Origin of the sequence: Dyella jejuensis (assembly GCF_044904675.1) — a bacterium.
Taxonomy (GTDB): domain Bacteria; phylum Pseudomonadota; class Gammaproteobacteria; order Xanthomonadales; family Rhodanobacteraceae; genus Dyella_B; species Dyella_B jejuensis.
Genome location: NZ_JADIKJ010000012.1, coordinates 193,641 through 213,325 on the forward strand (window position 1 = coordinate 193,641; position 19,685 = coordinate 213,325).

Below are 19,685 nucleotides of genomic sequence, written 5' to 3' on the forward strand. Positions count from 1 at the left end.
CGGGCACTATTCAGCCCTGATTCCGCAGTATGGCGCGTCGGCCGGAGTTCCTCCGGCGCTCAAACATGGGATTATGGCTTTAAAGCATCTTGCATGGATGGCCGCGGCCGGGTTGTTGATGGCTGGCACGGCTCCCGCCCAATCCTCTTCCCAGCAAGGCGGCCTGAGCCTGGACCAGGCCGTGGTGCGCGTACAACAACAGGTTGGCGGCAAGGTGCTGTCGGCTGAGCCGCGCCGTACCGGTCGCCGGGTCGAATACCGGATCAAGGTGCTTACGCCCGAGGGGCATGTGCGGGTCATCGTCGTTCCATCGGATGCCACGCGCATGCCGCCTGCGGCACAATCCACCAAGAAGTTCCCCAATGGCGGAAGCAAGAAGGAGAAACACTGATGCGCATCCTCCTGGTCGAAGACGAAGCGCCGCTGCGCGAAACGCTTGCGGCCCGACTCAAACGCGATGGGTTTGCCGTGGACGCCGCCCAGGATGGCGAAGAGGGCATCTACCTGGGCCGTGAAGTGCCGTTCGATCTGGCCATCATCGATCTGGGCCTGCCGAAAATGTCGGGCATGGACCTGGTCAAGGCGTTGCGCGAGGCCGGCCAGCGCTATCCCATCCTAATTCTTACCGCGCGCGGCAGTTGGCAGGACAAGGTCGAAGGCCTCAAGCACGGCGCGGACGATTACCTCGTCAAGCCGTTCCACGTCGAGGAACTGCTGGCCCGCATCAACGCACTGGTGCGCCGGGCGAGCGGCTGGTCCAAGCCGATATTGGCATGCGGACCGATCAAGCTCGACACCACGGCGCAGACCGTGACGGTGGAAGGCAAGCCGGTCGATCTCACCAGCTACGAGTACAAGGTGCTCGAATACCTGATGCTGCACGCCGGCGAATTGGTGTCCAAGGCAGACCTCACCGAGCATATCTACCAACAGGATTTCGATCGGGATTCGAACGTGCTCGAGGTTTTCATCGGCCGCCTGCGCAGGAAGCTGGATCCGGAAGGCGCGATGAAACCGATTGAAACGGTGCGTGGACGCGGATATCGCTTTGCCATCCCCCGCAGCGAAGACGAATGATGCTGCAGAGCGCCGCCCGTTCTCACTGGCGGCGCGGGCGGCGCTTACGACCGGCCTCGTGCTGGCCGCGTTCCTGGGCGCCATCGGGTGGACGCTGTCGCGCACTTATGCCGCCAGCGAACTCAACAAATTGCAGGATCGTCTGCACGACAATGTAATTTCCTACATTACCGGCACCGACGTGCGCCGCGACGGCACGCCGCTGATGCCCGACACGCCGCCGGACCCGATGTTTTCGCGTCCCGGCTCGGGGCTGTACGCGGTGGTGCTGGGCGACGATCACTTCCATTGGGAATCCTCTTCCGCGCTGGGCCGCGATTTCGGTTTCCTGCATCCGCTGGAGCCGGGACAGTCGCAATTCGTCGGCCCGGTGGATACCGAACTCGGCCGGCTTTACTACTACAGTTTCGGGGTGGCGCTGGACATGCCCGACCACGATCCGGTGCATCTCACCTTTACCGTGGCACAGACCGAGGACGAGCTGGAAGGCAATACGGCGGTCTACCGCCGCAGCCTGGTCGGCTGGCTCGGGATGCTGGGTGTGCTGTTGATCGTGTTGCAGTTGTTCCTGCTGCGCTGGAGCCTTACGCCCTTGCGCAGGGTGGCCAGCGACATGACCCGCGTCGAGCGTGGCGATAGCGATCATCTGGATAGCCAATATCCGCTTGAACTTACCGGCCTTACCGAACGCATCAACGCTTTCATCGACAGCGAGCGAGAGCAGCGTACCCGCTACCGCAATACGCTTGCCGACCTGGCGCATAGCTTGAAGACGCCACTGGCGGTCATCCGTTCGCAGGTGGAGTCATCCACCGATCTTTCTCCCCAGGCGCGCGTGCCGCTGCTGGACCAGGTGCGGCGCATGGACGAGCTGGTCGCGTACCAGCTCGCGCGCGCGGCCACCACCGGCCGGCAGATGTTCGCCAGCGCCGTGCCCATCGCCGGATACGCCGAAGACCTCGTGCAAAGTCTGGAAAAGGTGTACGCCGCCAAGAATGTGCTGTGCGAGTTCGATATCGAGGACGGCGCCGCGTTCTACGGCGAGCAGGGTGACCTGCTGGAACTGATGGGCAACCTGCTGGAAAACGCTTTCAAGTGGGCGGGGCACCACGTATTGCTGGTGGTGAAGATGCTTCCGCAGGCCGGCCGCCAGCGGCCCGGCCTGCAGTTGAGCGTGGAGGACGACGGCCCCGGCATCGAAGATGACAAGGTGGAAAAGGTCCTGCAGCGTGGCGTGCGCGGCGACGAGCGCGTCAAGGGCCACGGTATCGGCCTGTCGATCGTGCAGGACATCGTGCGCGCCTATAACGGCGAACTGACGGTTGATCGTTCGGCGGAATTTGGCGGTGCGCGTTTCAGCGTGGTGTTGCCGCCGAATTGATCCGGCGCTTCTGCTTCCGGAGTGGAGCAACGGGCCCCGCGGCGCAACTGGCGGCTACTGGATCGAACCGGGCAGCAGCGACTGCCAGCCCAGCCCGGAGCCGTGCGAGACGCCACCGGGCGATGCGTCGTCGCCGCCAAAGTGCGCCGGAGTGTCGTCGGTCGTGCTGGCACCGCTGGCGGATCGGCTGTTGCCGGATGGCGTAGACGCGCCGCTGTGCGGAATGTTCAGGGCGTCGCCGCTAGCCGAAGATGAGCCGTGGCTGGCGCCATGATCGCTATTGTGGTCGGTACTGGCGCTTCCGGCAGCTCCCATGCCGCCATCCGCCGTCATGCTCGAGGCGGTCGCGTTGGCGATGGCCCCGAAACTCAGCAGATATCCGAGCAGCAATGGTATGGCGCGCATGACGATCGGCCCCAGGCTTTATGCCTATCCGCCAGATGGTCCCAGAAACCCTCGAGCGATGCCAGTGCCATCGCGGCGAGCTCGCTGCCGCTAGAATCGCCCGATGCCACGCTCCCGCCTTCTTTCTTTCTCGCGGCCACGCCTGGCCGATCGTCTCCCCGGAATATTGAGACCATGCAATCGCAACAACTTCTCGCCGCCCTGGCTACCGGGGAGGCGCTTTCCGGCTCTCGGCTGGCCGCCGAGGCTGGATTGACCCGCGCCGCGATCTGGAAGCAGGTCGAAGCTTTGCGTCATCGTGGCGTACCGATCGAATCGGCCGGTTCCGCCGGTTATCGGTTGCCATGGCCGATCCAGATGCTGGATGAGCAAGGCATCCGCGCGGAACTGGCACCCCATATCGAGCGCCGCCTGGGCGCGCTGGAGGTCCATTGGGAAATCGACTCGACCTCCAGCGAACTGCAGCGCCGGACTGCCCAGGCGCCCGATCTCAGCGTGGTGCTGGCCGAAACGCAGACGGCGGGACGAGGGCGCCGCGGGCGCAGCTGGTTATCCCCGCCGGGGCTGAATCTTTATCTGTCGTGTTTGAAGCGCTTCGACGCCGGCTTCGCATCGCTCTCTGGCTTGTCGTTGGCTATCGGCGTGATCGTGCTGCGTGCGTTGCATGCGCAGGGCATTGCCGGCGCTGGTTTGAAATGGCCTAACGATGTGCTGGCCGATGGCGGCAAGCTGGCAGGCATCCTGGTCGAGTTGAGTGGCGAGTACCAAGGGCCTTGCGCGGCCGTGATCGGCATCGGGCTTAACCTGCGGCTGACCGAATCGCTGCGCGAGCAGGCCGGTCAACCCATCTGCGATCTGGCCAGCCTGGCGGCTGGCGAGCCTCCGGACCGCAATCGCATGGCTGCCGCGCTGATCACCAGCCTGGTCGAAGGGTTGGAGCAATTCGAGCGCGACGGCTTTGCCGCATTCGCCGACGAATATGCTGAGTACGATGCCCTGCGCGGCGTGCCGCTCCGCGTCAGCAGCGCGACCGGTGAGCTACAAGGCGAGGGTGCCGGCGTCGATGTGCGAGGTGCGCTGCAATTACGCACCGCGACGGGCCTGTGCAGCGTCGATAGTGCCGATGTCACGGTACGCCGCACATGAAGCTGCTGCTCGATCTCGGCAATACGCGATTGAAATGGGCTATGGCAGCGGCTGGCGGTTGGATCGCGCGTGGCGCCATAGCCTGGGAAGACGATATGTCTAGGGCGCTGCCCAAGGCGTGGAATGGTCTCGGGCGCCCGGATCGCGTGCTGGGTGCATCGGTAGTGGATGGCTCGCGCGAAGCCCTGATCGAGCGCATCGTCGCGGACGTTTTCAGGCATGACCTGGCATGGGTGCGCACGCCAGCCGAGGGCTGCGGCGTGCGCGTTGCCTATGCGGAGCCGCAGCGGCTGGGCGTGGATCGTTTTCTCGCCATGGTGGCGGCACGTGCGCAAGGACCTGCATCGTGTGTGTTGGCCGGCATCGGTACAGCGCTTACGCTGGATGCGCTCAGCGCCGAAGGAAAGCACTTGGGCGGCTTGATTGCGCCCGGCCCACAGCTGATGCAGCAAGCCTTGCTGGGGGCGACGGCGCGCGTGCGCTTGGACCATCCTGGGCAGATTCGGGACGTCGCGGACAACACCGCCGACGCCGTCGTATCCGGATGCTGGCAAGCGGTGGCGGCCTTGATCGAACGCTTTACCAAAAATCTGGCCGGGCAGCATCCCGATGAGGCGCAACACGTATTGCTGGATGGGGGCGATGCCGCCGCAATCTTGCCATTGTTGACCGTACCCGCGGAAATCGCTGCCGACAGCGTGCTGCGCGGGCTGCTGGTATGGGCGGACTCACATCTGCCCCACGCATCCGCCTAGAATCGGCCGTCCCCTACCGGTGAACGGCCGATGTTCCTGCGCCTGCTATTTGTGCTGCTGATTGCTCTCAATATTGCCGTGGGAGCATGGCTGCTATTGGGACAGAACGACACGCATGCTCATTTCGCTACCGATCCCGGCGTGCCGAAATTGCGCCTGCTTTCCGAAGTGCCATCACCGGCTGCCACCATCGCGCATGCTGCTTCGGTGAAACCGCCGGCATCGCTGCCCCCGCTAGCGACCGCCGCAACGAATGCGTCCGCCCCGGCATCCCAGAACACGCTCAGCTATGCCTGCATGGCGCTGGGCCCGTTCGCCACCCAGGAGGACCTGCGCATCGCCCGCAGTGCGCTCGGCGCTCAGGTACAGCGCATGCGCGCGCGCCAAGAGCAAACCACCCAGGCGCGGGGATGGTGGGTGCATTTGCCGGTCAGCCCGAGTCACGCGGCAGCGCTGGCCCAGGCGCGGGCGTTGGGCGCGCGCAACATCCAGGATTATTTCGTGGTCGGCTCCGGTGACAACCAGAACACCGTGTCGCTGGGCCTGTTCAAGGATCCGGCCAATGCGCGCAAGCGCCGGGATGAAATCGTCGCGGCAGGGTTTCCGGCGCAAATGAGCGAACGCACCGAGACCGTACCCGAATACTGGCTGGACCTGGTGCCGGTGGACAGCGGGCATTTCGACTGGCGCAGCCGCATCCATGATCCGGGGATCGGATCGCACAGCACGGGCTGTTTTTAGAGCATCCGCAAGCCTGTTAGAATATGTGGCTACGTGCCGGCATAGCTCAGTTGGTAGAGCAACCGCCTTGTAAGCGGTAGGTCGTCTGTTCGAGTCAGACTGTCGGCACCATCTGTTTGCGAACAAGCCCGCGCCACGCGGGCTTGCTGCGTGCCGCGGGTCCGGGCTGCGGCCCGGAACGGCCCGCTGCACCCCGGCTCTTTCGACCCGCTACACTTGCCTATCGCGGTGAAAAGACACGAGAAAGCAGCATGAGCAAGCAAGTGATCGCACTGGTCGGCGCGCCGACGGACATCGGTGCCGGGCATCGCGGCGCCTCGATGGGGCCGGAGGCATTGCGTGTGGCGCAGTTGGCCGAGAAATTGCGCCGGCGCGGGCTCGATGTGATCGATCGCGGCAATCTGCATGGACCGATGAATCCCTGGCTGCCGCCGGAAGACGGCTATCGCCACCTGTCGGAAGTGATTGCCTGGAATACCGCGGTGCATGGCGCGATCCATCATGAACTGCAGGCCGGCCGGTTGCCGGTGATGCTCGGCGGCGATCATTGCCTGGCGATCGGCTCGATCAGTGCGGTGGCGCGACACTGTCGCGAGCAAGGCCGCAAACTGCGGGTGCTGTGGCTGGACGCGCACGCTGATTTCAATACGTCCCAGGTTACGCCGTCTGGCAACATCCATGGCATGCCGGTGGCCTGCCTGTGCGGCAACGGTCCGCGCGAATTGGTGGAGATCGGTGACAGCGTGCCGGCCACCACCCCGGATGTATTCCGCCAGATCGGCATCCGTTCGGTGGACGAGGGCGAAAAGCGCCTGGTTCGCGAGGCAAAGATGGATATCTACGACATGCGCCATATCGACGAGGTGGGCATGAAGCGCACGATGGAGGAAGCGCTGGATGGCCTCGACGCCGACACGCATTTGCACGTGAGCTTCGATGTCGACTTCCTCGATCCGTCCATCGCGCCCGGCGTCGGTACCACCGTGCGCGGCGGGCCGACCTATCGCGAAGCGCAGCTGTGCATGGAAATGATCGCCGATACCGGCCAGCTCGGTTCGCTCGATATCGTCGAGCTCAATCCGGCCTACGACAAGCGCAACCAGACCGCGAAGCTGGCAGTGGAACTGGTCGAATCATTGTTCGGCAAATCCACCCTGATGCGCGGCCCAGGCTGAGTCCCGTTACACTGCCCCATTCATGCCGCGCGACCTGGCGCGGTCGCTTTACCTTTTTGCACCGAGCCGAATCTGCCGCATGCAAACCCGCGTTCTCACTGGCATCACCACCACCGGCACGCCGCACCTGGGCAATTACGTCGGTGCCATTCGACCGGCTATTGCCGCCAGTCGTCGTCCTGAGGTGGATGCGTTCTTTTTCATGGCCGACTACCACGCGCTGATCAAGAGCGACGATCCGGCGCGCATCGAGCGCTCGCGCCTGGAAATCGCGGCAACCTGGCTGGCAGCCGGGCTTGATCCAGCAAAAGTCACGTTCTACCGGCAATCGGATATCCCGGAAATTCCGGAGCTCACCTGGTTCCTCACCTGCGTTACCGCCAAGGGACTCCTCAATCGCGCGCATGCCTACAAGGCAGCGGTCGATAAGAATGCAGAGATCGGCGAAGATCCGGATGCGGGTGTCACCGCCGGGCTATACATGTATCCGGTGTTGATGGCCGCCGACATCCTGGCCTTCAATGCGCAGCAGGTGCCGGTAGGGCGCGACCAGATCCAGCACATCGAGATGGCGCGCGATATCGCGCAGCGTTTCAACCATATCTATGGCCGCGAGTTCTTCGCCCTGCCGGAAGTGGTCATCGAAGAACAGGTCGCTACCTTGCCGGGCCTGGATGGCCGCAAGATGTCCAAGAGCTATGACAACACTGTCCCGCTGTTTGCCGGTGGCGCGAAACACCTGCGCGAAGCGATCCTGCGCATCGTTACCGATTCACGCCTGCCGGGCGAACCCAAGGACCCGGACAGTGCCTCGCTCTTTACCCTTTTCCGCGCCTTTGCTACCGAGGCCGAAAGCAGCGCGTTCCGCCGCGCGCTGGAAGAAGGCATCGGCTGGGGCGAGGCCAAGCAAGTGCTGTTCGAGCGCATCGAGGCGGACGTGGCGCCAATGCGCGAGCACTACGAAAAGCTGATTGCGCATCCCGCCGCGATTGAAGAGATCTTGCAGGAGGGCGCACGCAAGGCACGCGCGGTTGCCGGTCCGAAAATCGCGGAGCTGCGCGATGCGATCGGCTTGCGCGCCATGTCGTCGTCGACCACGCAGGCCGCCAAGTCTAGACCGGTAGCAAAAAGCGGCAGGGCCCCGCGCTTCGCCAGTTTCCGCGATACCGACGGCAGTTTCCGCTTCCGTTTGTTTTCCGCCGAGGGCGACGAATTGCTGCTCTCCAAGCCGTTCAAGGATCCGAAGGCGGCAGGCGCAATCCAGAAGCAGCTGAAAATCCTTGGCGGCAAGGCGGCCGTGTTGCACGTCTTGCCGCGCTCGCTGGTGCTGGAACTGGCTGGCGAGCCAGTCGCAAGCACGCCCGACTATGCGGACGAACAGTCACGCGATACCGCACTGGCCTACTTGCGTGAAGCGCTGGATCTGCTTGCTACGCAAGAAAGCGAACAATCCTGATCGGATAAACCCGGCTAGCCGCCGGGCCGGATGCCGCGAAGGTCACCATCCGGCCCGGCGCCGCGTGATTTGAAGCTTACTGGCCGGCGGAGGAGCTGCTCGATGGGGTGGAGCTTGAGCTGTTCACAGTCAGGCCGGAAGCGTCGACGCTCTTCACGCCCTTCACGTTCTTGGCCACATGGATCGCGTGGTTCTTCTCGCGCATCGAAGTGGCGGTACCGGTAAGGGTAACGACGCCGTCAGTCGTGTTGACTGAGATATCCGAAGCCTTGATGCCTTTGGCTGCGGCGAACTTGGATTTCACCTTAGTGGTAATCCAGCTGTCGTCCACTTTGCCCGGCACGGTTTCATTGCTGGAACTGCTGCTGGACTGGTCGGCAGCCGTCTGCGGCGCGCTGCTGTGTGCCATCAGGGAGAATGGCGCGGCGGCAAAGGCCATCATCACCCCGGTGGCGAAGAGGGATTTGCGCAGAATGGACATGTTACGCATGGCAATCTCCTTGAGCTGTTGGCTACCTGCGCCCGCGCATATGCTTACGCGGTTTCGGGTTACGTCGCAGGAGGCGCATCACGATCGATCCGCCCGTACATGGCAACAGGCCGCGCGTGAAAGCGATGTTGCAGAACGTTGAGTAATGTTGCGTCCGTTCAGTGACGTGTTCATGCCGCGAACGCATTGTTTCGCCGATGTTAGCGAAGCCCGCGGACTGGCACCCATACGATTGGAGGCCGGCCTTCAGGTGGAGACTGGCCCAACTCTCGTCCGCCATAGGTCAAACCGAAAAGGCGCTGGTGCTGATAAACCGTGCGCTTGGCGGCAAGCCCCGGTGGCACGGTCCATCTCACGGAATATCCGGCCATATGCCCGACATAAAAAAAGCGATCGCCGATGCAGCGGCGATCGCTCAAGTTGCTACGGGCTAGAACGTCCGCTAGGGACCAACTATCCGTATTTCGAGTTGTGGATTACTGGGCCGAGCTGGTGCCCGACGATACCGGGTGTTGTGCCTTGAACTGCTGCCACTGGGCTTTGCGAGCCTCGAACGCCGCCTTTTGCGTAGCCAGCTGGGTCTGCTGGGCGCTGGTCAGCACCGTGTTGTAAATCTGGGCAGTGACCGCGGCGCGTGCAGTGATCCGGGCGCTGGTGAGATTGGCCTCGGCCTGGGCCAGGCTGGCGGCGGCGGCCTGGTAACCGGACGAGCTCGGCGACAGCGCTTCAAATGCCGCGCGCTGCTGGCGGACTGCCTGGAACTGCGGTTTCAGCTGGCTGAAGCTCTGTTGCGTGATCTGCTTGACCGATGCTTTCTGGGCGTCGGTGAGGTTGAGGCCATGCAGTGCGAACAGGCCGCCGCCATGGAAACCATGGTGCGGGCCACCGCCGAAATTGCCACCCTGTCCACCCGGGGCGGCGAGCGCCAGGGCGGAGCAGCCGAGAGCCGCGGCCAGGATGATCGAGGTCATAGTCTTACGCATGTCAAGCTCCTGCTTCTTGGGGGGTTGTCGGTGACTATTGGAAAGCAGGTGCACGTTTAAGTCCTTTGCCATTGTGTAAAGAAGGGTAAAGCCGGTGTCCGGCAGCCATTCACGACGGCTAATGCGATAGTAGGCATCGTCTTTGTCGAGGGTTGTGACGCTGCATGTCCCGCATATTGATTGGTGACGATGACCGCGAACTGTGCGCGCTGCTGGCCGAATACCTGCGCCGCGAAGGGTTGCAGGTGGATGTGGTGCACGATGGCGCAGAAGTGCTTGCGCGATTGCGCGATCCGGCGACACGGCCGGACCTGCTCATCCTCGACGTCATGATGCCTGGCCGCAACGGGCTCGATACCTTGCGTGAATTGCGTGCGCAACATCGTTTGCCGGTGATCATGCTGTCCGGCCGCGGCGAACCGGTGGACCGTGTCGTAGGCCTGGAACTCGGCGCGGACGATTACCTGTCCAAGCCATGTCTGCCGCGGGAATTGCTGGCGCGTGTACGTGCGCAACTGCGCCGCCACACCGTGGAAGGTGTCGGCATGCTCACCGCGGGCGTATTGCGTCTGCTGCCTGGCGAGCGACGCGCCTTTGCCGGCGAACAGGAGCTCAACCTGACCGGCGCCGAATTTGCGCTGTTGCTGATGCTGGTGCAGCGTGCCGGTGAAGTCATCGACAAGACTTCGCTGACCCGTTTTGCGCTCGGCCGCGAACTGGAGCGGTTCGACCGCAGCATCGATGTGCACGTGAGCCGGCTGCGCCATAAATTGGCCGAGGCGTCGGCGCAATCGCCGCGCATTGATTCCGTGCGTGGCGCCGGTTACGTGCTGGTGCCTTACGGAGCGCAGGCATGAATAGCTCAACCAGCCCGTTCCGCAGTCCGCTGTTCTGGCGCCTGCTCATCTTTTTTTGTATTGCCAATCTACTTGTGCTGTTGCTGGGTAGCTGGCTGACCAGTCGCTTCATCGCGTTCTCTGCCGAACAGGGCATCAATTGGCCGGCGCTGGCGCAGGCCGCCGATGAAGCTTACGAGAGCGAAGGCCCCAGCGGCCTGGACGACTGGATACGGCAGCAGCACGCGGAAGGCGTCGAAGCCACGCTTTACGAGGGTGGAGAACCATTGCGTGACATACGCTTGCCACCGCCGATGCGCCAGTCATTGCCGAACTGGCTGGCTGCCGGACGCAATATCGAACTCAACCCGTGGCCCGGTTTTTATATCGCCGTGCAACACGTGACAGGCGACGACGGACATGACCGGCAACTGGTCGCCATGAGCAGTTCACGTGCGCGTATTCCGCGCCACCTGCGCGAGAAAATCCTGTTGGCGGTGCAGTTAGGGCTTTCGCTCCTGCTGATCGTCGGTATCGGCTGGTGGGTGGCGCGCAGCGTATCGCGACCGGTAGAAGCGATGCGTGCCGCCACGCGCAAGATGGCGGCAGGCGAATTCGCCACGCGCGTGGATCGGCGCTGGAGCGGCGCGCGTGACGAACTCGGTCAACTGGCGCGCGATTTCAACGGCATGGCGGAACGGATCGAAACCCTGGTCGCGCACGATCGCGGCGTGCTGCAGGATCTCTCCCACGAACTGCGTTCGCCGCTGGCGCGATTGCACCTGATCCTGGACCTGGCCCAGCACAGTGCCGATCCCACGCAAGCTGCCGCCCATTTCGAGCATGCGGAGCGCGAAATCGCCCGTATGGATCGCATGACCGCAGAAATGCTGGCGCTGTCGCGGCTCGAGGGTGGTTTGCCAGGCATGGAGCGTGAATCCGTGGACTTGGCAGAACTCGCCAGGGAGCGCCTTGGCGCGGCTCGGATCGAAGCGGAAGCGCGCGGCATCGAGCTGCACATAATCGATGCAGGCTCGGTGAGCGTACAAGGCAGCGGCATTTTGCTTGAACGCGCGCTGGACAACGTGATCGCCAATGCCATCAAGTTCAGTCCGCCGCACGGATGCGTCGAAGTCGACGTGCACATCGACCAGCAATGGGCTCAAGTGTCCATTCGCGACCGTGGGCCTGGCGTGCCCGCGGACGAATTGGCGCTGCTGTTCAGAACCTTCTTTCGCGGCAGCAATGCCGCGCACGCGGGTGGGCACGGACTTGGCTTGGCAATCGTGCAGCGTGTCATGCAAGTGCATGGCGGCAGTACGCTTGCGCAGAATCGGCAAGGTGGCGGCCTGGAGGTAATCATGCGCTTGCCTGTCGACTCTGCCCAGGAGCAGGCTTGAGCGCTTCGCGAAGCCTCATTCCCAGCGATTCAGGTGCGGGCCGAATTGCTCGCGCTGCTTGTTCACAATACAAAAGCGGTGACCGCTGGGCGCCTCCATGATCCACCAGCGTCCTTGCACGAAGGCAATCCGCTTTGCGCCCAACTGCTCGAGACGAGCGACCTCGGCCTGCTGGTCGTCGGTTTCGATATCCAGATGAACATGACTGTGATGATCGACCTTTTGCAGTAGCAAAATTGGTTCGTCATCGGCGGTCTCCAGTTCGGCGTACCTGCCGTCACCGTCAACGTCGACCTTGGCAATGGGTTTGCCAAGCGCTTCGCTCCAGAAAGCGGTTGCCTGCCTGAGGTTTTCGCATTGGCAGTCCAGTACGACGGTGCTCAATCGGCTGTGGTGCATGGTTGGCTCCTCCGGATATGCGCCGCGGCAGTCTGCTCGCGGCGCTGTGAAAGATGCGCGGCTACGAGCATGCGGCATCGACCTGGGCATGTTGCGTCGCAACGATACGAGTAAGAAATATGCTCGCTGTCTGTAGGCGTCGCAGTACGTCACGTGCTGCGTTTTCCTCATGCTTCTTATCAGGAAACAGCGATTTATTTACCTGCCATCACGCCATCACAATCAACTTCTATATGTCACCAAATGGCAGGATTCAAATGAGCGCATCCGCAAGCAAGACGCTTTACATTGGCGAAGGATTCGAGGGGCCGGGCGTCAATCTCGCGCATATCAATGTGCTGGCGGGTCCGCGCAACGGTCCGGCCGGGCAGGCGTTCGCCACCGCATTGGCCACTCCATCGGCAGGCCATGCGCCCTTTGTGGTCATCGCCAGGCCAGGTGTCCCGACCAAACCGTTGACGCTTTATGTCAACAAGGCGCAGATCGCCAACGAATTCCACGGCAACGCCACCTGGGGTGCTTCGCAGGCGGGCATTGCCAAGGCCGTGGCGGAATCGTTGAAGGAGGGCGTGCTGCCGCCGGAAGCCGAAAACGACTGGGCGGTGGTTACGGCGAACTGGGTCAACCCCGCCGCGGACAATCTCGACGCGGTCTACGAAAACAATTACCGCGCGTGCAAGAACGCGATCCGGGCAGCGATGCTTGGTTTGCCGGAGCGCGAAGAAGTGTTTGCCGCAGCCACCCATGTCGGCAATCCGTTCTACACGCCAAAAGCCTGACGCGCAGGCGCAGGGAAGCAATCAGGAGCCGTCGCATGGAATATATTCGTCTCGGCCAATCCGGCCTGAAAGTATCGCGGCTATGCCTCGGCACCATGAACATGGGTACGCCGAACTGGAAGCCGTGGATCTTCGATGAAGCACAGAGCGAGCCGATCATCCGCCACGCGCTTGCGGCCGGCGTCAACTTTATCGACCTTGCCGATTTCTATTCGACCGGCGTAGGCGAGGAAGTGGTGGGCCGCGTTCTCAAGCGCCTGGTGCGCCGCGAGGAGATCGTGGTGACCACCAAGGTGGGCTATGACATGGGGACTTATCCCAATGCCGGCGGTCATTCGCGCAAGCACATCATGGACGGCATCCATGGCTCGCTGAAGCGCCTTGGCATGGATTACGTCGATATTTACATGCTGCACTTCTTCGATGTGAATACGCCGGTCGAGGAAACCATGGGCGCGCTGGACGACATCGTGCGCAGCGGAAAAGCACGCTATATCGGCGTATCGACCATGTGCACGTGGCAGTTCGCCAAGATCATTCAGGCTTGCGAGCGCAACGGCTGGCACAAGCCAATCAATATGCAGCTGCAACTCAACCTGGCCTATCGCGAAGAAGAACGCGAGATGATTCCGTATTGCGCTGATCAGGGCATCGGCGTGTCCGTATTCAGTCCGCTGGCGCGTGGCCTGCTTGCGGGCGATGCAGATTCCACGCGCAACCAGACCGATTTCTTTACTGCGCAGATGTATGGAGACAAGGTCTCGATGGAGATTGCCGCGTCCGCAGCGCGGGTGGCGAAACGTCGTGGCGTATCGGCGGCACAGATCGCGCAAGCCTGGGTGCTGGGACACGACAACGTCGACTGCATGCTGGTCGGCGCCGATTCCGCTGCGCAGTTCGATAGCGCGCTCGCTGCACTTGATACCCGGTTGGACGAAGAAGAACGCCACGAACTCGAACGCAACTACACGCCCTGCGACCTGATCAACGATTACACCGCCGGACGCCGTATCGCGCGCGATCCCCGTGCGCCACGCGATCATTTCGCCGAGGCAGCAAGGAAAAAAGCATGAGTACATTCCTGCGCAATGGGCAATACATCAACGGCGCCTGGCGAGCGAGCAAGGAAACCTATCCGGTTCGTAATCCCGCCAACGGTGAGCTTATCGTCGACGTTGCCAAGGGCGGAGCTGCCGAGGCTGAGGAGGCGATTGCCGCTGCGGCGGCGGCGTTTCCTTCGTGGCGAAAGTTCACCGCGAAGGAGCGCGGCATCAGGGTGCGGCGATGGGGCGAACTGATGCTCGAACATCGCGATGCGCTTGCCGAATTGCTGACACGCGAGCAAGGCAAGCCACTGGCCGAGGCACGCGGCGAAGTCGGTTACGCGGCAAGCTTCCTCGAATGGTTCGCCGAGGAAGCCAAGCGCAGTTATGGCGATGTGATTCCCAGTCCGTCGCCCCATTCGAAGATTTTTGTGGTGCGCGAACCGGTCGGAGTGGTCGCCGCGATCACACCTTGGAACTTTCCGCTGGCGATGATTACCCGCAAGGCCGCACCAGCGCTGGCAGCGGGCTGCACCATGGTGTTGAAGCCGTCGGAGGAAACGCCGCTGTCCGCGCTGGCCTTGGCAGTGCTCGCCGAAGAGGCCGGCATTCCCGCAGGCGTGTTCAACGTCGTCTCCGGTGACGCCCAGGCCATCGGCAGCGTGTTGACCGGCTCCGATATCGTGCGCAAGCTTTCTTTTACCGGCTCGACCCGGGTGGGCAAACTGCTGGCTGCGCAATGCGCGGATACACTCAAAAAGCTTTCGCTGGAACTCGGCGGCAATGCGCCTTTCATTGTCTTCGACGACGCCGATGTCGAAGCGGCGGTACGCGGCGCCGTGGCTTCCAAATTCCGTAACACCGGGCAAACCTGTGTTTGCGTCAATCGCTTTTACGTGCAGAGCGGTATCTACGATGCCTTTACCAAGGCGCTGGCCGATGCCGTGCGCAAGTTGCGTGTCGGCAATGCGCTAGCCGGCGAGGTCGAGCAAGGGCCCCTGATCAACCAGGCAGCACTGCACAAAGTCCAGGCGCATGTCGCCGATGCGCTCGCCAAGGGTGCGATAGCGCTGGCAGGCGGCGAGCATCATGTCCTGGGCGGAACGTTTTATCCGCCGACCGTGTTGGTCGAAGCCACCCAGCAAATGCTGATTGCGCAGGAAGAGACCTTTGGCCCGGTCGCCGCCTGCTTCCGTTTCGACACTGAAGCAGAAGCCATCGCCGCGGCGAACGACACGCCATTCGGCCTCTCCGCGTACTTTTATACCCGCGACATGGCCCGCTGCTGGCGCGTGGCCGAGGCGCTGGAAAGCGGCATGGTGGGCATCAACGAAGGCGTCATATCGACCGAGGTGGCGCCTTTCGGCGGCGTGAAGCAGTCCGGACTTGGGCGCGAAGGTTCCAAATATGGCCTCGATGAATACGTCGAGTTGAAGTACTTGATGATGGGCGGTTTGGGCTAATCCAGGGCAAGGGACGCGGGCCCGTATACGGTCGCGTGTTCGTCTTTTTGCAGGTGCCCTTGGTCGCGTGGAACCTCTGGTTCTGCCGAGGGACCTATCTCGCAGGTGCTACCGCGCCTGCGTATGAGGGCGTTCAATAACGTCCGTTCGTTTGGCAAGGAGGCAGCATGGTGAGCGGCGATGGTCAGGCAACGACAACTGAAGCCCGGAGTGGGCAAGTAAAGAAGCGGCACTGGCGTGAGCACATTTTCCTGGACGACGTACCGCTCAACCGGTTCCATTGCAAGATCGCCGGCCTGACATTCGGCGCGCATTTTACCGAGGGCTACGCTTTGGGCACGGTCGGTTATGCGCTGCCGTCGCTCAGCAGCCAGATGGGACTGGGAGCAGTCTGGAACGGCCTGATCGGCAGCTCGGCCCTGATCGGCATTTTTTTTGGCAGCCTCATGTTCGGCTGGCTGTCCGATCGGATCGGCCGGCAGAAAATATTCCTGCTCAGCTTCCTGATCATCACGGCGGCAGCCTTCGCACAGTTCTACGCCAGTTCGGCATTGATGCTATGCCTGCTGCGGGCGTTGCTCGGCTTCGGCATGGGCGGTGATTTCGCGGTGGGGCACGCCATCCTGGCCGAGTTCTCGCCGCGCAAGCATCGGGGCATGCTGCTGGGATCGTTCAGCGTGATCTGGACGGTAGGCTATGTGGCTGCCAATCTCATCGGCATGCATTTTGTGCATGCCGCCCCCGATGCATGGCGTTGGATGCTGGCATCGGCGGGGATCCCCGCGTTGATTGTGCTGCTGCTGCGCATGGGGACGCCCGAGTCGCCCCGCTGGCTGCTGGGCATGGGGCGCATGTCCGAGGCGCAGGCCGTGGTACGACGTTACTTTGGCCGTGGTGTTCGGCTCGATACCAGCAAGATGCCGTCCAAACCGCGTCATGGTGGCTTTGCCCGCCTGTTCCATAAGGATTTGATTCGGCGCACGCTGTTCAATTGCATTTTTTTCGTATGCCTGGTGATTCCCTATTTCGCGATCTACACCTTCCTCCCTGCCATTCTCAAGCTGATCCATCTCAACGAGGGCAGTGGCGCAGATCTGTTGTTGAACGGTTTCTTGGTGGTGGGTGCGGTTGTCGGCATCTGGCTGACGATCCGCCTGCCGCGCCGGGTATTCCTGATCAGCTCATTCTTGGTCACGTGCCTATCCTTGCTGGCCTTGAGCCTGTTGCCCGAATCAGCAACCGCTGCGTTGATTACCGCGTTCGCCTTGTTCACGCTGGTCATGTCCGCCGTTTCAAATCTGGTGGGCGTGTTTCCTCCAGAGTGTTTTCCTACCGAAGTCCGCGCCTGCGGAGTAGGCCTGGCCGTGGCATGCAGCCGCCTGGGTTCGGCTGTTGGCACCTTCCTGCTGCCGGTCGGGGTTGCCCATTTTGGTTTTCAGCCAGCAATGATGGCCCTGTCAGCAGTACTGCTGATCGGGATGGTGATATCTATCGCCTGGGCGCCCGAAACCAGGCATTTGCGCCTTAACGACGCGGCCAAGGCGCAAGCTGCGCCGAATCGATAAGCTGGTCCTGAAGCGACGCCGATCGAAAGCTTGAACGACGCATCGGCGATCTTCATGCATCGGACCGCGAGCTTGAACCTTGCATGATTCGCATCTGGCCGAATAAAAAAAGCGCCCGGGACGGGCGCTTTCTACAAGCTACTTATTGCAATCAGTTCGGTAGCGACAAGTCGTCCAGCAATGCCTTGAGGAAGCGCGCGGCTTCACCGCCCGTCGCGGCGCGATGGTCGAAGGTAAGGCTGATCGGCATGCGGCGATGGACTTCGATGCCGCCCATCACGGCGACCACGTCGTGGCTGAGCTTGCCGGCGCCGATGATCGCCACGCATGGAGGTACCACCACCGGCGTGGCGTAACGGCCGGCGAACATGCCGAAGTTCGACAGGCTGATGGTGTAGCCAGACAACTCCGACGGCGGAATCGTGCGTTCTTCCACCTGGGTGCGCAGACGCTTGATGCCGGCGCGGATGCCGGCGCCGTCGAGCACGTCGGCGTTACGCAAGGCGGGCACGAACAGGCCGTCCTCCGTGTCGACGGCGATACCGATGTCCACATGCGGATGCATGGTACGGCTGAGGTTCTTGCCGTCGAACCATGCATTGAGCGCGGGCACGGCCTTGCAGGCGGCGACGATGGCGCGGATCAGGCGTGCGGTAATGTCCTGCTTGCCGATCCAGGCGTGCAGGTCTGCATCGTCGACCAGGGTGGTGGGCACCACGTTGGCGTGTGCGTCGGCCATGACGCGCGCCATGTTGCGGCGAACGCCCTTGAGCTGTTCCGGCTGGCCGCTGGCCTGCATGCTCGGCGGCGCGGTGCGTACCGGCTTGCCGGCAAGCGAGGTAGCAGTACGGGCTGGTTCCGGTTGCGGCAGTTCGGGTGCCAGGTGGCGTCCGGCGGAAGCGGGAACCGCGCGGGCTGGCGCTGCGCCCAGCGGGGCGCTGCCGTTGGCCGCGGCATTCTTCACATCCTGCATGGTCACTACGCCGTCTGCGCCGGTAGGCGTTACGCGGGCGAGCTCGACCTTGAGCTTCCTGGCCAGGGCGCGCACGGCCGGTACGGCTTTTACGCCACCCACGCTGGCCGCCTGTTCCACATGAACGTGGCTGCCGCTGATCATCGCGCCGACAACCGTGCCCTCGTCTTCGCGGTCGGCTTTGCCGTTGGTCTCCAGTTCGCCGCCTTCGTCGGAAGCGACGACTTTCTTCGGCTCGGCTGCCGGAGTCGCGGTTTTCTTGGGGCCATGGTGGTGGCCAGTGGCTTCGGCTTCCGCACGCTGCTTGGCGTTCGGATCGGGTTCGAACTCGGCCAGCGCGGCGCCGGTTTCGATCACGTCGCCGGTGGCGCCATGCAATTTGGTGACCTTGCCGGTGTAGGGCGATGGCACGTCGACTACCGCCTTGGCGGTTTCCATCGACACTAACGGAGCGTCGAGCTTGATGGTGTCGCCTTCCTTTACGTGCCATTCGACGATGGTAGCGTCGGGCAGGCCCTCGCCCAGGTCGGGCAGGTAGAACGTCTTGATGTCGGCCATGAGTGGGTTTCCGTAATCAGTCTTGATGTTCTTCTTTGCAGCCATCCCGGCCTGCGCCGGGATGGCGTGGCGTGATGCGTCAGGAGTGGGCGAGCGCGCGCTTTGCCGCCTCGACCACGCGCTCCGCGCTCGGCAGGTATTTCATTTCGAGGCGGAACAGCGGAATGTGCGTGTCGTAGCCGGTGATGCGTTCGACCGGTGCGAGCAAGTCGTACATGCATTCCTCGGCGAGGCGCGCGGCGATTTCCGCGCCGAACCCGGCGGTCTTGGGCGCCTCGTGCACGATCACGCAACGGCCGGTCTTTTGTACGGATTCGGCGATGGTGTCGAAATCCAGCGGCGTGAGCGTGGCGACATCGATGACTTCGGCGCTGATGCCTTCCTCGGCCAGCGCATCGGCGGCCTCCAGCGCTTCCTTCACCTGCGCGCCCCAGGTCACGATGGTGACGTCGGTGCCATCGCGCAGCACGAAGCACACGTCCAGCGGCAGCGCTTCGCCGTCATCCGGCACTTCTTCCTTGTACTGGCGATAGATGCGCTTGGGTTCGAAGAACATCACTGGATCCGGATCGCGGATCGCGGCGAGCAGCAGGCCATAGGCACGTGCCGGCGAGGAGGGCATCACCACGCGCAGGCCCGGGATATTAGTGAACAGATGTTCGTTCGCTTCGGAATGATGTTCCGGCGCGCGGATACCGCCGCCCCAAGGCGCACGCCACACGGCCGGCACGGTGATGCGGCCGCGGGTGCGGTTGCGCAGGCGCGCGGCATGGCAGGCGATCTGTTCCATCATCGGATAGATGAAACCTTCGAACTGCGCTTCGGCGACCGGCTTCATGCCTTGCGCGGCCAGGCCGACGGTAACGCCGGCGATGGTGGTTTCGTCCAGCGGCGTGTCCAGCACGCGCAATTCGCCGAACTTTTCCTGCAGGCCTTGGGTGGCGCGGAACACGCCGCCGTTCACGCCGACGTCTTCACCCAGCACCACGACGCTGTCGTCGTGGGCCATTTCGTAAGCAAGGGCCTGGGTAACGGCTTCGATGAGAGTGATTTGTGCCAT

The 19,685-nt window shown here is 62.8% G+C and carries 20 protein-coding genes and 1 tRNA gene; 15 read left to right on the forward strand and 6 right to left on the reverse strand.

The genetic code is table 11. The features are described from left to right. The first annotated feature begins 73 nt into the window (after positions 1-73). Genes ISP15_RS11905 through ISP15_RS11915 form a run of 3 tightly spaced genes read left to right on the forward strand, consistent with a single transcriptional unit; the run spans position 74 to position 2,458 of the window. Complete coding sequence (locus tag ISP15_RS11905; RefSeq protein WP_404547572.1) at positions 74-391, forward strand: hypothetical protein; 318 nt, start codon at positions 74-76, stop codon at positions 389-391. Continuing rightward, positions 391-1,077, forward strand: a complete 687-nt coding sequence (locus ISP15_RS11910; RefSeq protein WP_404547573.1) for a response regulator transcription factor — start codon at positions 391-393, stop codon at positions 1,075-1,077. The genes ISP15_RS11905 and ISP15_RS11910 overlap by 1 nt, the downstream gene beginning before the upstream one ends. Continuing rightward, on the forward strand, positions 1,049-2,458 hold the full coding sequence (locus tag ISP15_RS11915; protein WP_404547575.1) for an ATP-binding protein: 1,410 nt from the start codon (positions 1,049-1,051) through the stop codon (positions 2,456-2,458). The genes ISP15_RS11910 and ISP15_RS11915 overlap by 29 nt, the downstream gene beginning before the upstream one ends. Before the next feature lie 54 nt (positions 2,459-2,512). On the opposite strand, the gene ISP15_RS11920 is transcribed toward ISP15_RS11915, so the two are convergent. After that, positions 2,513-2,863, reverse strand: coding sequence for a hypothetical protein (locus ISP15_RS11920; RefSeq protein WP_404547576.1), 351 nt, complete (start codon positions 2,861-2,863; stop codon positions 2,513-2,515). A gap of 174 nt (positions 2,864-3,037) precedes the next feature. On the opposite strand from ISP15_RS11920, the gene ISP15_RS11925 reads away from it, so the two are divergent. From ISP15_RS11925 to ISP15_RS11950, 6 genes are all read left to right on the forward strand, one after another. Further along, on the forward strand, positions 3,038-4,009 hold the full coding sequence (locus tag ISP15_RS11925) for a biotin--[acetyl-CoA-carboxylase] ligase (protein WP_404547578.1): 972 nt from the start codon (positions 3,038-3,040) through the stop codon (positions 4,007-4,009). Further along, complete coding sequence (locus ISP15_RS11930) at positions 4,006-4,764, forward strand: type III pantothenate kinase (RefSeq protein ID WP_404547580.1); 759 nt, start codon at positions 4,006-4,008, stop codon at positions 4,762-4,764. Before ISP15_RS11925 ends, ISP15_RS11930 begins: the two co-directional genes overlap by 4 nt. A 30-nt stretch (positions 4,765-4,794) precedes the next feature. Continuing rightward, positions 4,795-5,505, forward strand: coding sequence for an SPOR domain-containing protein (locus ISP15_RS11935; protein WP_404547581.1), 711 nt, complete (start codon positions 4,795-4,797; stop codon positions 5,503-5,505). 35 nt (positions 5,506-5,540) lie between these two features. Then, positions 5,541-5,616: transfer RNA gene (locus ISP15_RS11940), tRNA-Thr, on the forward strand. A 140-nt stretch (positions 5,617-5,756) separates the two neighbouring features. Next, positions 5,757-6,680 carry an arginase gene (rocF, locus tag ISP15_RS11945; protein WP_404547583.1) on the forward strand — a complete coding sequence of 308 codons (924 nt, stop codon included), beginning with the start codon at positions 5,757-5,759 and terminating at the stop codon, positions 6,678-6,680. A 79-nt stretch (positions 6,681-6,759) separates the two neighbouring features. Next, a complete protein-coding gene (locus ISP15_RS11950) occupies positions 6,760-8,136 on the forward strand; it encodes a tryptophan--tRNA ligase (protein ID WP_404547584.1) in 1,377 nt (458 codons plus the stop codon). Positions 8,137-8,212: 76 nt separating this feature from the next. Here the strand turns inward: ISP15_RS11950 and ISP15_RS11955 are convergent, their stop codons facing one another. Together ISP15_RS11955 and ISP15_RS11960 are read right to left on the reverse strand one after the other, a co-directional pair. Further along, on the reverse strand, positions 8,213-8,626 hold the full coding sequence (locus tag ISP15_RS11955) for a BON domain-containing protein (RefSeq protein WP_404547586.1): 414 nt from the start codon (positions 8,624-8,626) through the stop codon (positions 8,213-8,215). A gap of 476 nt (positions 8,627-9,102) precedes the next feature. Further along, positions 9,103-9,609, reverse strand: a complete 507-nt coding sequence (locus ISP15_RS11960) for a Spy/CpxP family protein refolding chaperone (protein WP_404547587.1) — start codon at positions 9,607-9,609, stop codon at positions 9,103-9,105. Positions 9,610-9,773: 164 nt separating this feature from the next. Between ISP15_RS11960 and ISP15_RS11965 the strand changes: the two genes are divergently transcribed. Together ISP15_RS11965 and ISP15_RS11970 are read left to right on the forward strand one after the other, a co-directional pair. After that, positions 9,774-10,466 carry a response regulator gene (locus ISP15_RS11965; protein ID WP_404547588.1) on the forward strand — a complete coding sequence of 231 codons (693 nt, stop codon included), beginning with the start codon at positions 9,774-9,776 and terminating at the stop codon, positions 10,464-10,466. Further along, positions 10,463-11,845: a sensor histidine kinase gene (locus ISP15_RS11970; RefSeq protein ID WP_404547591.1), complete on the forward strand. Its 1,383-nt coding sequence runs from the start codon at positions 10,463-10,465 to the stop codon at positions 11,843-11,845. Before ISP15_RS11965 ends, ISP15_RS11970 begins: the two co-directional genes overlap by 4 nt. 15 nt (positions 11,846-11,860) lie before the next feature. Here ISP15_RS11970 and ISP15_RS11975 read toward each other — a convergent pair whose 3' ends face one another. Then, positions 11,861-12,244, reverse strand: coding sequence for a VOC family protein (locus ISP15_RS11975; RefSeq protein ID WP_404547592.1), 384 nt, complete (start codon positions 12,242-12,244; stop codon positions 11,861-11,863). Between the two features lie 257 nt (positions 12,245-12,501). On the opposite strand from ISP15_RS11975, the gene fae reads away from it, so the two are divergent. From fae to ISP15_RS11995, 4 genes are all read left to right on the forward strand, one after another. Continuing rightward, complete coding sequence (fae, locus tag ISP15_RS11980; RefSeq protein WP_404547594.1) at positions 12,502-13,023, forward strand: formaldehyde-activating enzyme; 522 nt, start codon at positions 12,502-12,504, stop codon at positions 13,021-13,023. 35 nt (positions 13,024-13,058) lie between these two features. After that, a complete protein-coding gene (locus ISP15_RS11985) occupies positions 13,059-14,096 on the forward strand; it encodes an aldo/keto reductase (protein ID WP_404547596.1) in 1,038 nt (345 codons plus the stop codon). Further along, entirely contained in the window at positions 14,093-15,529 is a 1,437-nt protein-coding gene (locus tag ISP15_RS11990; protein WP_404547597.1) for an NAD-dependent succinate-semialdehyde dehydrogenase, read from the forward strand. Before ISP15_RS11985 ends, ISP15_RS11990 begins: the two co-directional genes overlap by 4 nt. Before the next feature lie 167 nt (positions 15,530-15,696). Further along, a complete protein-coding gene (locus ISP15_RS11995) occupies positions 15,697-17,094 on the forward strand; it encodes an MFS transporter (RefSeq protein ID WP_404547599.1) in 1,398 nt (465 codons plus the stop codon). Between the two features lie 151 nt (positions 17,095-17,245). On the opposite strand, the gene ISP15_RS12000 is transcribed toward ISP15_RS11995, so the two are convergent. Both ISP15_RS12000 and ISP15_RS12005 read right to left on the reverse strand, forming a co-directional pair. Further along, positions 17,246-18,625 (reverse strand): dihydrolipoamide acetyltransferase family protein, encoded by a 1,380-nt coding sequence (locus ISP15_RS12000; protein ID WP_404547601.1) that lies wholly within the window; start codon positions 18,623-18,625, stop codon positions 17,246-17,248. A gap of 79 nt (positions 18,626-18,704) precedes the next feature. Beyond that, positions 18,705-19,685: an alpha-ketoacid dehydrogenase subunit beta gene (locus ISP15_RS12005; RefSeq protein WP_404547602.1), complete on the reverse strand. Its 981-nt coding sequence runs from the start codon at positions 19,683-19,685 to the stop codon at positions 18,705-18,707.